Below are 14,710 nucleotides of genomic sequence, written 5' to 3'. Positions count from 1 at the left end.
GATGATCCTAGAACAAGAACATATCATAAACAAGGTATTCCTTGAGGTTGATACCAATAGTACAGCTGTTGGTAATGACCTCAAGGATCGTCTTGGAATGTTCTTAAAGAATGATATTCTTCCGTATCTAGAAAATTATTTTAAAAGCATAGAACAACAATTACCCGCCGAGATTGTACAAATCCCACAACTCACACTGGATATTAAAGTTAATAGTCAGGATAATTTTAACGCCTTAAAAAAAGATACGAAAGAAAAACTGGTTCAAAAGATAGATGCTATTTTAAAATCGTCTTCTCAAGCAACAGATGAGGTCATACTCATAAATACGCAAGAGCATCAAGCGCGATCCTTGTTATTTTTCATAGAAAATGGATATACCCCATGGTGGAAGACATCAAGTGAATCTATCCAATTCACAGGAGAAGAAATGACAGAAATAGCTTCTAGCAACTCATTTTCAAACACATATATACAATTACTCCAAAAACCTGTTTGTAAAAAAAGATGCATCCAGCAATTTACAGATCAAGAGTTACAAATCCTGCTTACCGCTACTTTTAAACATACAAAAGAGGGTGCTATACTTCAGGATGATTTTATAAACTCACTTACATCATTAAGTACAATATCCAGAGACTTTATATGGAATGAGGTCATTAGCTATTTACAATCCAAAAATATAACCGTTCTTATAGAAAAACTTTCTTCGGTTCTTATAAAAAGTACTTCCATTCAAGATGTGCGTGTGTACGCTTTCGCGAAAGCGGTCTTAACCCTCATTCAACAGGGATTTAAAATCACAAAAACAGAGACCGTTGCTGTCTTACAAAAAAAAGGCAATAACACCCCTCAACAGAAAGAAACACTAGTGTCACAATTGATCACAGTGTTTGATACCCTAGGACTCTCTAAAGAAGCAAACGCTATTTTACAGTCAGTTACTAGTGCCTCACCAAGTTTCAAAAAACAAAAGGAAACACAACCGAAAGAACAAAGAAGTGATGAAGCACCTGTCCCTAATAAGATTACTTCAAAACACATAGAAAAAGATCAAGAAAAAACAACTGTCAAGGAAAGTGAAACTACTGAAAAAGAAATCACTACACTTAAAGAAAAAAGAACCACTTCTTCTAACGATAAGAATGATGCGACTAAAAATCTCTCAGAAATTCCAAAAGAAAAAGAAGAGACAGATTGGCATATAGATACATCACAAGAAAAGGTAGCGCAGCAATATGAAGAATTTATAACTCAATTCGACCAAGAATCTAGGGATCCCTCTACTATAGATACCTCTATAAAAGAAATCACCTCACAACAAGAAGAGGTATTTCTTAGCAATACAGGTTCCTATTATGTCCTCAATGCTGGGCTTATCATTCTACACCCTTACTTAAAGCAATTTTTTTATAATTGTCAGATTTTAGATGACACAAATACCCTAACAGATCCAGAAATGGCTGTTCATGCATTACATTATCTAGCAACAAAAAAAGAGCAACAATTAGAAAGTCAGATGTTGTTTGAAAAATTTCTTTGTGGTATTCCTGTAAAATCGTCCATACAAAGACACATTCAATTATCTGATACGATAAAGCAACAAGCAGAAGAGTTACTAGAATCTGTTATTGAAAACTGGGGAGTGCTTAATAACGCATCTCCAGATTTAATACGCCATGAGTTTTTACAAAGAGCAGGTACATTAAGTTTTAAAGAAGACAATCCCAAAATTGTCATCGAACGAAAAACACAAGATATTTTGGTAGATAAACTTCCGTGGGGTATTGGGATATGTAGACTCCCATGGTTGGATCATTTGGTGTATACCAATTGGTAATATACCAATCAATACATCAAAACTATAAAAGGGAAACGCAGACTATAAACAGCAAAGGATTATGAGACGGAGACAATCAAAATTACCGCCAAATCAAGTCGTAGGCGGAGATTCATTTTTTAAACCAAAAGTACAGCCAAAATTGGCTATGGGTACCCCTGGAGACAAATATGAAGTAGAAGCAGATCGTATGGCAGATCAGGTCGTCAACAAAACGGGAGGTGGAGATGCGGTTCAGAAAATGGAAGGTGAAGAAGAAGTACAACAAAAACCACTCGCGGCGAGCGTAACCCCTTTAGTACAAAAGATGGAAAACGCGGAAGAAGAAGCACCTGTTCAAAAAATGGAAGAGGAAGAACCCGTCCAAGCTATGGAGGAGGAAGAACCCGTCCAAGCCATGGAAGAAGAAGAACCCGTCCAAGCCATGGAAGAAGAAGAACCCGTTCAAGCCATGGAAGAAGAAGAGCCTGTCCAAGCTATGAAAGAAGAAGAGCCTGTCCAAGCTATGGAAGAAGAGGAAGTACAAACAAAAAAAGCAAATACCCCTACAACAAACTCAAATATAGAAGGGAAACTACGTAAAGGAAGTGGTGGTTCTAAAATGGACTCTACTACACAAACTGAAATGGAGTCTGGCTTTGGTGCCGATTTTAGTAACGTAAATATTCATAATGACAGTGAAGCAGCACAAATGAGTCAAGGTATAGGCGCGCAAGCGTTTACACATGGAAATGACGTATATTTTAATAAAGGTAAATACGATCCTGAGTCCAAAGAAGGAAAACATTTACTAGCACATGAGCTTACCCATACCATACAGCAGGGTGCTGCCGCACCAAGAAAAGAGAATACCCAAAAAAACGATTCTTCTTCTATTTCTAATCAAAGGAGTAAGGCTGTACAGCGCAGAGCATTAACTCCTGCCGAAGAAAGGGCTGCTATAGCAAGCGGAAGAGCTACTTTTGATAGAAAAAGTGTTAGGGTTTTACAGATTATTACTGGAACGGCAGTAGACGGAGCTTTAGGCCCGCTTACAGCTACCGCGATCTCTAACTTTCAAACAGCTCAAGGGATTAATGATGATGGAATTGTAAATCAAATTACATTGGATAGAATGGTTCAAAATCGAGTCGCCGCTGGGGTTAATAGACATGAACATGCTATTCAACTAGTTCTCGATTTTTATAATATAGCGTCTCCAGATACTCTTGCATTTCGATTTGATGCCGCTGCAATTACACTTGATTTTGCCAATTTCAGAATTATCCCTGCACGTACTGATTTTGAACCTGGAGGATTAAGAGTTATTAATTTATCTGATTTTGCATTTGGAAGTGCTTTGATATTAAGAAATACGATTCAAGGTGAATTAGCTAGACCAGCTCCAGCTGTAGTGGGTCCTATATTAGTTCCAAATAGACTTTCTGCAAGTGACGTAAGAAAAGCCATCAGTTATACCAGAAGAAAATATACAGATGAAAGAAGCATCAGAGCTATTCAAGGATTAACAGGAGCAACTGCAACAGGTATTATAGATGCACAAACAGTACAGTTTATCGCAGAAGCACAAAGCCTTGCAGGTCTAACTATAGATGGCAAAGTTGGTGATGAGACAACCGAAGAATTTTATGATCAAATTGTAGCAAATGGCAACTTTAACTCAGCTATACGATTACTAATAGACTATTATAATTTAGTTGACGATGATAATTTATTACAAATATTTTTTGACCCTACAGTAGCTGCTTTGGCTGCAACAGATAATAGGCCTAATGAACCCGTTAGAATAAGAGTAGGACCATCTGGAATGACACTTCCTTTTGCAGGAGCTGTATTAAACATTGCACATGAACTGGAGCATGTCAAATTATTAAAACAAGGACTAGCAGATGTTCCTACTCACGAATTCTTGGCTGAATCCGTAGAAATTCTAAGTGTTAATCTACCTGATGATACGCTTGATCCTCAAAACGCAAATCACGATGCATTTATAGATGATGCAACAAGGTGTATCATTAATTGGAATGCCATGCCGGTAAATAATCAAAGAAAATTTAGAAGGAAATTCTTTGCAGTGAGGAGGGAAGTATTACGAAGAATAGATGGAGGAACACCAGCCCAAAGACTAGCAAATGCTCCATTAAGAGCTCAATATGTTGCAATAAACCCACCAAATTAATTATGTATATAAAAAAGAATATGTTTTTAGCATTTTCGATAATTCTCATTTTTATTATCGCATGCTCTTCTAAAAGTAAAACAGATAAGGATACTAAAACAACAGATATGACTGATCAGAATAATAGCATACAAGAAAATCTAGATGTACATATACATATTGATTATATAACTACAAATAGCTATACCACTCCGAAGTTATTTTTTACTATAAAAAACCAAGGATTAGCTCCAGTTAAGTTAGTTAAAAGATTGTCTATAGGTTATGAAAATACAGATAATAGAGAAGTATATCTTCGTATTACTAAAAATAATTCTGAAGAAAATATTGCTAAAAATACCGTTTTCTATAGCCGTGAAAAAACTACAAATAACGACTTTGAATGGCTACAACCAGGGCAAACATTTACAACAGATTTTTTATTAAAAGACTGGTATGAGTTTCCAAATAAACCTTACGAAATTCAAGCTGTCTATGACCCTACAGAATCACTGCCGCTAGATGAATCTTTAGCCAAAAACAAATACTACTCCAATAAAATATTTATTTCTAAAGATTAAAACCATACTACTCATGAAAACACTAAAAATTTACATCATTCTTCTCTGTACGGTCACAACCATAACCAGTTGCACAAGTACAAGCTCTTTGTATGACCACTACACCAATACGGAAACCATTGAGATAAAGCTTCAGACATTAAGCCTCATGGATAAATCTGACACTGCGTTTTCATCACATGAAAATGAAGTGATTGCTTTAAAAAATGACTTACAAAAAATGCTCATTTATGAAACAGGCAAAGGTAAAAATGAGATTACCCAAAAAATGTGGGAAGTGCTTAATAATGACAATAAACTAGTATTAAGCTATCTCGCATTATGGAAGCAAAAAGGCAGTCTTAACGCTGCATTTATAGAAGAAGCAAAACCACAAATTGAAGAAGCATTTAATATCCTGATTCAATATGAAGAAAAAAAGGATCCCACCAATGAGAATGCGGTCACAAACTTTATAAGTAACCTATAAAAAATAATAGTATGAATTTCGAAGACCTATTCAACGATCTCAAAGAAGAGATCATTACAGAAGCCAAAGAAAAATTTGGAGAGCAAGGAAAAGATATCATTGTAGATATGGAAAAATATCTAGCACACTCTAAAGAAAAACTCAAAAAATGGGCTTTGTTATTTGCAGAAGGAAATATTGATAAAGAAGAATTAGCTTGGCTTCTACAAAGCCAAAAAGATCTACTTGTATTGAAAACACTTCAAAATGCAGGCGTGAGCAAGATTAGTATAGGACACTTTAAAAATAATGTTATCGATAGTCTTTTTTTAAAGATTTTGGAGTTAGCCAATTAAAAAACACCCTTTATATATACACCTGAATATCTAATCTGTGTAATGTATAGTACGCTTTCGCGAAAGCGTACACAGACAAAACTAGAACTTTAAATATAGTCATAAATTATACATGTTTGTTGCAAATAAAACAACTACGGCTTCTTCTCCTTCGATTATAACGAATAAAGGAGCTAATGCTTTTATCCAACCTAAACGCAACATAGAAAAAGCAGATGACACGCTTGAGTCAGAAAAAAAAGGAGATCAAACGGGAATAAACAATAATGAATCTTCAACCTCTTTCTTTACTCCAACACCTGCGATTCAAAAACAATCGGAAGAAGAAATTCAAACACAAGAAACTGATGCAAAAGAAACTGAAGTACAGCAACCAGCAGTTGCAGATTCTGTAAAACCTGAAGCACACTCCAAGGAAAGTGCTCCTGATATAAACCCTTCTAAAAAAGATGTTAGTTCTCCTATCAAGGGAGGTAAGGCCTCAAAAGGAGCTTCTGGGGGAAAAACAGCTACTCAAACACCATCTTCTGCTTCAACAGAAGGCGGTAATAAGAAAGAAGAAAATGAAGCCGAAAAAGAGGCGGTTGAGCTTCCTACTGAAAACACTAAAATATATGCAGATGCTCTCGTGAGTCAATCTCCTATTGCTTTCGCGAAAGCGGTAAAAAAGTCAGATCGAGATACTCTAAAAGCAAAAGAAAGTGAACAAAATAAACTCACTGAATCTTTACCTGAGATAGAGCAGCCTACTGGAATTCCATTAAAATCAAAGGCAGCAGCTGAAAAAGAAAAACAACAAACAGCGCAAGAAGAAAATAATTTAAAAGGAGAAAAAGAAACGCTTCCTGATACAGCTCCAAAAGGAAAAAAAGAAGGAGAAAATGTTGAAGAAAAAAATGTACAACCTCCTAGTACACTTATAGAAAAATTAAAAGCGCTTTTTGGAATAGGTCGATTTGGTAGTGATGATGATAAAAAGTCTAAAATTAAGAGTGGTATCAAAAATCTACCTACATCAGAAAGTGTAGATACCAATCCTGGCACATCTCCAAAAGTAGACTTAACTGGGCAAGCTAATCCAACAAAAAATGAAGAAAACACAAAAGCTGCAAACACTACCGTAGATAAAGATCAATCTAAAAACTTAAAAGAAAGTAACGTATATCGAGGTGAAGATGATATTTATCCAGAAATGGAAGTTGAAATGTTAAGTCCTACTACAGAGCTATCTTCTATAGAAATGAATGCTGCCTTAGAAAAAGAGGTTCCTAAAGTCTCCTCAGAAGTGGCTCAAAGCTTTGACACGAGTGCAAAAACATATATGGATCAAGAAGTAGCTCAAGGAAAAGCGAAGCAAGATCAAGCATTTGCAAAAATGGAGACAGATCAGGAACAAGAACATATCCTTAGCGAAAAGAAAATTGATAAAGAAACCAAGCGTGTAAAAAAAGAACAAGAAACATCACAACAAAAAGCCAAAGGAGAAGTAAGTAAACAACGTACCGATTGGAAAAAAGAAAATGAAGATATTAAAAGTGAGTTCAGTAATAAATCTACTGAGAAAAGAAAAAAAGTAGATGAAAATATTGATACTAAAACCAAAGAAACTGATAAAAAAGTAGATCAGGAATACAAAAAAGCAAAAAAGGAAGGAGATAAAAAAGTAACAGCAGCCAACAAAGAAGCAAAATCTAAGAAAGAAAAAGCCAAGAAAGCATCTAAGAAAAAGAGTTGGTGGGATCGTGCTGTCGATGCTGTAAGCAATTTCTTTGATAAGCTTAAAAAAGCTTTAAATACACTATTTGATGGTCTTAGAAAATTAGTAAAAGGACTTATAGAAGCTGCAAAAAAGCTAGCCAATAAACTTATAGACCTAGCTCGCGATGCTATTGTAGGATTGATAAAAGCTTTTGGAGAAGCCTTAAAAGCTTTTGTAAATGTAGCTCTTGCTGCATTCCCAAAATTACGAGATAAATTTAATGCAGCTATTGATAAAGCGGTCAACAAAGCAGTAGCTGTTGTAAACAAACTAGCAGAAGGACTCAAGAAAGCAGTTAACGCGTTATTGGATGCACTAGGCGCTGCTCTTGATGCAATACTTGCTGCGTATCAGGCAATGTTTAATCTATTCCTAGATGTGTTAAAATTCCTTACAGTAGGATTACTTAAAGTATTAGCGTTTTTATGGAATCTTGTTGAAGGAGCATGGTATGCACCAGGAGCATTTTTTGGAGCCCTCGCTAAAGAATCTATTGGAGGAGATCCTTCAAAACCATTGCCAAATTTTGAAGTGCCACAAGGGCAAGAAGAAAATTGGTCAAAAGCCATGGGGCTTCAACCTGGACAAACCAGTGTGGCTGAAGGAAAAGAAGTTTCAAAACAAATCCCTGAGCAGCTACAAGCAATACTATCAAAAAAAGATTTATCAGAAGATGATATTATTTTAGAACCTAATCCAGCAGTAGAACTCAGCCCAGAATTATTAGCACAACTTTCAAGTTTACAGGATGGAGAGATCAAAGAGTTAGGTGGTGCTGGAGCAAATGCCATTACGACAGAAGAGTTTCAAGCCTCTGCTATAGACGCTAGCGGTTATGATATTAACAGTATAACCGATACTTCTTCGGAGCAAGTACCTGAATCTATAAGCACAGAACAAAATATTTCTAATACAACAGAAGATACTAGTGGTTCTGGACCCAATTGGAAAAGCATGTCTGATGATCAAAAACTGAATCATTATCTCGGAGAAATGCTCAAACCTAATCAAGAAGCTGGAGCAGAACAACCCGCTCCAACTACCGAAAAAGCACAACCTATTATAGATAATAGCCCTGAGGTTTTAATTACTAAAACAGGACGATTAGGGGTAGGAGAACGGCTCGCATTTATGGGGCAACAAATGATGACTGGCTTAGGAATCTTTTGGGATAAATATAAGGTTTGGATTATATCTGGACTTGTCGCCGCTCTATTAGCTGCTGGAGTTGTAGCATTTTTTACAGGAGGTGCTGGACTTGCACTTGCCGTAGATATTATCGTAAAAGCGATGATTGTCATTTTTGGAGCTATAGCTGTTTATAAAGCTGTTGGTCATATATGGGATTATGTAAAATTTGCTTGGGCTGGAGATACTAAAAAAGCAGGAGAATCCTTAGCTACCGCATTAGCTGTTATCGTAGTAGAGTTCTTTATTGACAAAATACTTTTAGGAATGGCAAAGGTCTTTAAACGTATCGTAAAAGCTGCCAAAGCGGTTATAAAAAGTACTAAAGCTGGTCGTAAAGTGCTAGCGGGAGCTTCAAAGGTGCGTCGTTTTGCACAAACAACTATTCGTAAGGGAGTATCCAAGATAAAAGGGTCTAAGCTGGTCGTTAATATGAAAAAAGTGGTAGGCAAAGGAGCAAAGAAATTTGATGATCTTAGAAATAAAATATTAGCTAAGTTCGGTTTTGATAAAATGTGGTTTAAATCGGTATCAAAGTATATAGAACTTTGGGCTTCTTTTAATCCTAAATTTAGACTTCTAAGAACAAATAAAGAAGTTGTTGCAGATAACAGAAATAGTCCTTTAACTACACCGCAATGGAAAAGAATGCCAGATGGCTCTTATAAAGTAAAATCACCAGGTCAAGGGTGGCGTAAGGCAGAAATAATTGGAAAAGATCCTGTGCCAGAATGGGCAAGAGGAACCCAATGGGAAAAATACTATTTAGATAGAAATAAAATTAATACCTCATTTACTGGAACAACAAATGCTGATGAACAAATTCATCATTTAGTTACCATGGAAAATTTAAAACATCCTGTAACACAAAAAGGAGTTAGCGGAGGTTATGATATTAATCATGCCAATGTAAATGGTAAAAAAGTGCGAACTTATAGTAGTGAAGTTAGAACTAAAAAAGTTAATGGCAAAGACGTAACAACAGCATCACCTCAAGGAATACATTCAAGTCATCCTAATTATACAAAAGGTCAGAGTGATTTACTAGATAGATTTCAAGCTGATTTTCCAAATGCCTCAAATGAACTTGCTGCAGATTTTCTAAAAAAAATGTCTAAAAAATTAGATACCGAAATTGGAAAACTTACTACAGATCAGGTAATAGATCAATTATTTAAAACTGGAAAATATGCTGACGATGGTATATTAGATATTAATCAATTTTATGGATCACTTAAAAAACAATTAAACCCTTAAAATACTTTATAAAAATGAAAGAAGTAACTTATTATAAATTTGAATTTCAACCTTCTGAATTAAAGAATGACACATCGGGTAAATACGATGAATTAAGTTCTGGAAAAATCTATTCAAAAGTAGACGATTCGACAAAAAATGATTTAAATAAAAAATTATTTTTCCCAGAGAATAATGATTATTTCTCTTCCTATCAAAAACTCCCCAAAAAGACATTTAATTTTTATGCTTTTTTTGCGCCTCAAATATGCGATCAATTAGATGACTTTATGAGATCTGCAGAAATAAACTCAATCTTTGGATTTTTTGTTTCTGAAAAAGCAAAAAAAATATTGTCAAACTTTAAACTCCCAAATCATCATTACGCTTCCGTACATATTACTTATAAAGGAGAAGTATTTGATTATTACTTTCTTTTGATTGCAAGAGATAGCATTCATATAGATTATAAAAGTTCAAAATTTGTTGACGCATACGATCCCTCAACTACAATAGATGTAACAAAATATGAAGATGTCTTAGAATTAAGAAAAGGGAATGAAAATTCTCCTCCACATTACGTCATAGCAGATATTCAAGAAAAAGAGATTGTTTTGAATGAAGAACTTGACATATATGCTGTAATATCTAGGGCTAATGGCTTTTTCTACTTTTCAGAAGCACTAAAAAACGCTTTAGAAAAAGAAAGAATAACAGGTCTTGAATTTCACAAAGCAAGTGATCCTCTTTTTTTTAAAAATCAATAACTAATTTAAAATTATATTAATACGTTTTCTAAAAATAAATCTCAATACTAATTAAGAATGTTTTCTGTTGCACAAAAACATAGTACGCCGTCCAAAAGCCTTAGCTTATTTAGCTCTGGACAAAGCACTAGTTTTATACAACCTAAGCTAGATGTAGGAAAGCCAGGAGACAAATATGAAGTAGAAGCCGATAAAGCTGCCGATCAGATTCTAGCAAAAAGTAATGAGGCTCCTACTCCTTTCTTTCCCGCAAAACCTACCATTCAAAAAAATGCAGAAGAAGAGGTTCAAAAACAAGAGGCTCAAGAAACAGAAATACAACAGCAACCTGTTGTAGATACTATTGTTCCTGGTGTACAACTTAAAGAAAATACGCTCTTACAAAAAGTAGAGGACGAAGAGGTTCAAAAAACCGAAGAAAATACTTCTGAAAAAGGTGAACTCCAAATGAAAGTTGACCAAGAGCAGGTTCAAGAATCATCTACTGAAAACACATTACTAACCAAAGAAACTTCTCATAATATACCTCCTACGCTTTCTATTATACAGCAAATGTCTAACGAAGACGTACAAACGAAAGAAGAAGATGAAATTCAAGAAAAAGAGGAAGAAGAGGTTCAGACGTTACAAAAACAAGCTTCTGGAGATGAAGGTCATACGAGTCATCCTATAGAAAGTACATTACAAAATTCAAAAGGAGGAGGAAGCCCATTGGATACTAATACTAGAAGTGAAATGGAATCTGGTTTTGGAGCAGATTTTAGTGGGGTTCGAGTCCATAATGATAGTACTGCTGTACAAATGAATCAGCAATTAGGGGCACAAGCCTTTACCAATGGAAGTGATATTTATTTTAATGAAGGAAAATACAATCCAGAAAGTGATTCTGGAAAACATTTATTAGCGCATGAATTAACACATACAGTACAACAAGGTGGTGCTGACATTCAACGTAAACCATTACAAATATCATCTGCCCCAGTCATGGTTCAAGGGTTTGCCATTAGTGATTTACCAAGTCTTGCCGTTAATGAAATTAGAGATATTGCCAGAAGAATTCCTGGATATACCCTATTCACCGTTGTTATAGAATATAATCCAATTACAAACGAAAGGGTAGATAGAACAGCTATTAACCTTGTACAAGGACTCTTAGAATTAATTCCTGTAGCTGGGCCTGCTATTTTTGATAAACTTCAGGAGTATGGTATTCTGGAAAGAGCTTTTGATTGGATACGCGGACAACTCAATGAGTTAGGGTTAAGCTCTACAGCACTACTAGATTTAATAGGAGAAGCATGGAACGAATTAGAATTTCCGTACACCAATGCCCTAGAGATTTTAACACGTAAATTCGATACATTATTAAATCGAGTTATACGATTTGTGTCTTCTCTTACAGATCAATTACTTACTTGGATAAAAGAGGCGCTTATTGATGTTGCTGAGCCTTACCTAGAAGAAAACCAAGCGTGGTCACTTCTTAAGAAAGTAATTCATTATGATCCTTTACGTGATGAAGAGGTACAGGCTGAAACGGTAGAAATTCTAGAAGATTTCCTTATGCTCATCGGGAAAGAAACCGAGCTTGAACAGATGAGGGAAAGAGGCACCTTACAGGAAACTGCAGATTGGCTAGACACTCAAATGGGCGCCTTTTCTTCTTTATTAGGGCAGCTTACTACTTTAATTGATACTGCTTGGGATGCAATACAACCTGAAAATTTACCAAATATCCTAGAAAGTCTTAGTTCACTAGCGACCCAAGCAGGTACATTTTTAGAAGGATTATGGGACTTTGCTAGTACGGTAGCTATAGAGGTACTTAACCTTATAAAAAATGCTTTATTAGGATGGCTTAGTGACTATGCTGCCGAAATTCCTGGATTTACACTTCTTACCGTTATTATACAAGAAAACCCGCTTACAGGTGAAGTAGTTCTCAGATCTGTTCAAAATATCATTAGAGGTTTTATGGGACTTGTCCCAGGTGGTGAAGCAAAGTATCAAGAATTAAGAGAATCTGGGGTGATTCCAAGAGCTGCAGGACAAATAGAAGCGTTAATTGCCCAGTTAGGGATGACCCCAGCCTATATTATTGAACTGTTTACAGAAGTATGGAATTCATTTACTATAGATGATCTAGTAGACCCTATTCCTGCTTTTGAACGAATCACAGCTCAATTTGGAGAACCGATCCTCAAATTATTCACCTTTATAGTCAAAGTCGTTAAAATACTCATTGAATTGATCTTAGAAATCATGGGTATCCCGCCAGATATGATTGCTAACATTATAGCAAACGCAATGTCTGCTTTTGAAGATATCAAAAATGATCCTGTAGCCTTCCTGATTAATTTAATGGATGCACTTAAAAATGGATTTATTCAATTCCTTAACAATATAGGTACGCACTTATTAAGTGGATTACAAAATTGGTTATTTGGAACACTCGCAGACGCGGGTGTTGAAATTCCATCCGATTTAAGTATCCGATCCTTACTAGGTATGGCAATGGATGTATTAGGAATCACACTAGATAATATTTTAGAACGTCTGGCGATACGAATCGGACCAGAACGCGTAGAGCAAATACGATCTGTTCTTGATACCCTTACGGGCGTATGGGCATTTGTAAGAGATGTGATAGAACGTGGTCCTATTGCTATTTGGGAATATATACAAGGGCAAATAAGCAATTTATGGAATGTCATAAAAGAAGGCATTATGGGCTTCATTCAGGAGAGGGTAATCCAACAAGCGATTGGATGGTTACTGTCTTTCCTAGATGTAACAGGTATTATGCCTGTAATCAGAGGTGTTCAAACAGCCTTTAATGCTATTACTTCTTTTATAGAGAAAATAAGAGAAATCTTAGAAATCGTCAATTCATTTGTAGCGGGTATTGCTGATATAGCTCGCGGAAGTATACAAAGCGCAGCCAATTTCTTAGAAACTGCCCTTGCTGATGGTATTCCAGTCGCTATTTCTTTTTTAGCAAAACAACTAGGCTTAGGAGATATTAGTGAGAAAATTGCAGAAATGATCGAGAATACCCGAGCTATGATTAATGAAGGTATTGATTGGTTAATAGAGCAAGCTATGGCCGCTGGAACTGCCTTTTTAAGTGCCCTTGGGTTAGGTGGGAGTGATGAGGGAGAAGGAGAACCCGAAGAAGTAGAAGAAAGAAATAGTGGAGAATTTACAGGTATTGATGAAGAGATTGATACAGCATCAGGTGAAGACCATACATTATATATAAGACAAAATAGTAGTGGCGGGTATGAAATCATTATAGAAAGTACCCCAACTGTTTTTGAAGATTTTATCATGTTACATTTTAATAGAATTGAATCTCCAACAGAAGAAATGATTGCAACAAAAGATGCTGCTTTAGCAAAAGCGAGAGAAGTAGATAGAATTGTAACAAGTCTAACCTCTGATGAGGAAGTTTCAGAAGAAGATAGAACTCAAGTCGATCAAAAGCTAGATGAACTGGGTAGAGTCACTATCTCATTTATGGACGCAGCTCCTGTAAGTGAAATTCCTGAGCAAAATATAGTTTGGGGTAATAAAATAGGAAGTTTTGGAAGTTCTATGAGTATTACATATTTAAAAAGTAAAACAACGGGTGCAGAATCTAGTAACTTACCTTTCCAAGAGAATCAGGTACTTATGCAAAGAAAAAATACTGGAGGCCAAAAATATTATAGAAATGGGCATCTTTTAAATGCTAATTTACACGGTCCTGACGATTGGAAAAATTTAACTCCATTAAGCTCTTCTGGAAATGCTAGGCATTTACACGAAATAGAAGCTCCCTTAAAAGAGGCGTTACCTTCTGAAGGTAATCCTGAATTCAAAGCTTTTAGATATGTAGTAACGGTAAGTTACAATAGAGGCATAAATACCTCATTAATTACTCAAGTAGAAGCATCAGAAAATGATTATGTTGAAGCAAACAGAGATACCATTATAGAAATTATAAGAGCAGAAAGATATGTTCCAACATCTCTTAGAGCGCAATCTGTTGAACTTGAGAATGTTGATGGGAACTGGGCAGAAAAATCTTCTGGAAGATATAATATTAGCACTCCAGATATTCCTAACCCAATAGGAGACCGCCCAGAAGATTATAGGGTTACTAATGAGAGAGTAATCAGTTACCCTATTGCCTATTCATCTTCAACAAAAGAAGATTTTGTAAATGCTGGGTTAAGTGAAAAAACTGCAAATGCAATCATAACAGCTAGGAATGCAGACACATTTGATGAAATTGATTCTGCTGAAACATTGCATCCTAAAATTCTTGAAAACATTTCAGGTTCTGGAGGAAGAGTTACATTAGATACAATTAGAAGAAAAATAATTTTTTAA

8 protein-coding genes are annotated in these 14,710 nt (G+C 35.5%); all 8 read left to right on the top strand.

Features of this window, described 5'->3' with window-relative positions:
* The first annotated feature begins 1 nt into the window (after position 1).
* The 8 genes from Q0505_RS09290 to Q0505_RS09255 all read left to right on the top strand — a co-directional run bounded on the left by Q0505_RS09290 (position 2) and on the right by Q0505_RS09255 (position 14,710).
* Positions 2–1,840: a contractile injection system tape measure protein gene (locus Q0505_RS09290; protein WP_299211869.1), complete on the top strand. Its 1,839-nt coding sequence runs from the start codon at positions 2–4 to the stop codon at positions 1,838–1,840.
* A 61-nt stretch (positions 1,841–1,901) separates the two neighbouring features.
* Positions 1,902–4,019, top strand: a complete 2,118-nt coding sequence (locus Q0505_RS09285; protein WP_299211867.1) for a DUF4157 domain-containing protein — start codon at positions 1,902–1,904, stop codon at positions 4,017–4,019.
* A 107-nt stretch (positions 4,020–4,126) separates the two neighbouring features.
* Complete coding sequence (locus Q0505_RS09280) at positions 4,127–4,579, top strand: hypothetical protein (protein ID WP_299211864.1); 453 nt, start codon at positions 4,127–4,129, stop codon at positions 4,577–4,579.
* A gap of 13 nt (positions 4,580–4,592) precedes the next feature.
* Positions 4,593–5,048 (top strand): hypothetical protein, encoded by a 456-nt coding sequence (locus Q0505_RS09275; protein WP_299211861.1) that lies wholly within the window; start codon positions 4,593–4,595, stop codon positions 5,046–5,048.
* Between the two features lie 11 nt (positions 5,049–5,059).
* Entirely contained in the window at positions 5,060–5,383 is a 324-nt protein-coding gene (locus Q0505_RS09270) for a hypothetical protein (RefSeq protein WP_299211858.1), read from the top strand.
* Between the two features lie 112 nt (positions 5,384–5,495).
* Positions 5,496–9,587 carry a hypothetical protein gene (locus Q0505_RS09265; protein WP_299211855.1) on the top strand — a complete coding sequence of 1,364 codons (4,092 nt, stop codon included), beginning with the start codon at positions 5,496–5,498 and terminating at the stop codon, positions 9,585–9,587.
* Between the two features lie 14 nt (positions 9,588–9,601).
* On the top strand, positions 9,602–10,333 hold the full coding sequence (locus Q0505_RS09260) for a hypothetical protein (RefSeq protein WP_299211852.1): 732 nt from the start codon (positions 9,602–9,604) through the stop codon (positions 10,331–10,333).
* A gap of 57 nt (positions 10,334–10,390) precedes the next feature.
* Positions 10,391–14,710, top strand: coding sequence for a DUF4157 domain-containing protein (locus Q0505_RS09255; protein WP_299211849.1), 4,320 nt, complete (start codon positions 10,391–10,393; stop codon positions 14,708–14,710).

It is taken from the genome of uncultured Dokdonia sp., assembly GCF_937910895.1.
Lineage (GTDB): Bacteria > Bacteroidota > Bacteroidia > Flavobacteriales > Flavobacteriaceae > Dokdonia.
Note: the sequence above shows the minus strand (reverse complement) of the source record. Positions and strands in the feature narration are given on the sequence as shown.

What these genes read in the sequence shown, in the direction of transcription:
- Q0505_RS09290 (WP_299211869.1), top strand. Translation starts at nt 2, where the DNA reads ATGATCCTAGAACAAGAACATATCATAAACAAGGTATTCCTTGAGGTT.
- Q0505_RS09285 (WP_299211867.1), top strand. Translation starts at nt 1,902, where the DNA reads ATGAGACGGAGACAATCAAAATTACCGCCAAATCAAGTCGTAGGCGGA.
- Q0505_RS09280 (WP_299211864.1), top strand. Translation starts at nt 4,127, where the DNA reads ATGACTGATCAGAATAATAGCATACAAGAAAATCTAGATGTACATATA.
- Q0505_RS09275 (WP_299211861.1), top strand. Translation starts at nt 4,593, where the DNA reads ATGAAAACACTAAAAATTTACATCATTCTTCTCTGTACGGTCACAACC.
- Q0505_RS09270 (WP_299211858.1), top strand. Translation starts at nt 5,060, where the DNA reads ATGAATTTCGAAGACCTATTCAACGATCTCAAAGAAGAGATCATTACA.
- Q0505_RS09265 (WP_299211855.1), top strand. Translation starts at nt 5,496, where the DNA reads ATGTTTGTTGCAAATAAAACAACTACGGCTTCTTCTCCTTCGATTATA.
- Q0505_RS09260 (WP_299211852.1), top strand. Translation starts at nt 9,602, where the DNA reads ATGAAAGAAGTAACTTATTATAAATTTGAATTTCAACCTTCTGAATTA.
- Q0505_RS09255 (WP_299211849.1), top strand. Translation starts at nt 10,391, where the DNA reads ATGTTTTCTGTTGCACAAAAACATAGTACGCCGTCCAAAAGCCTTAGC.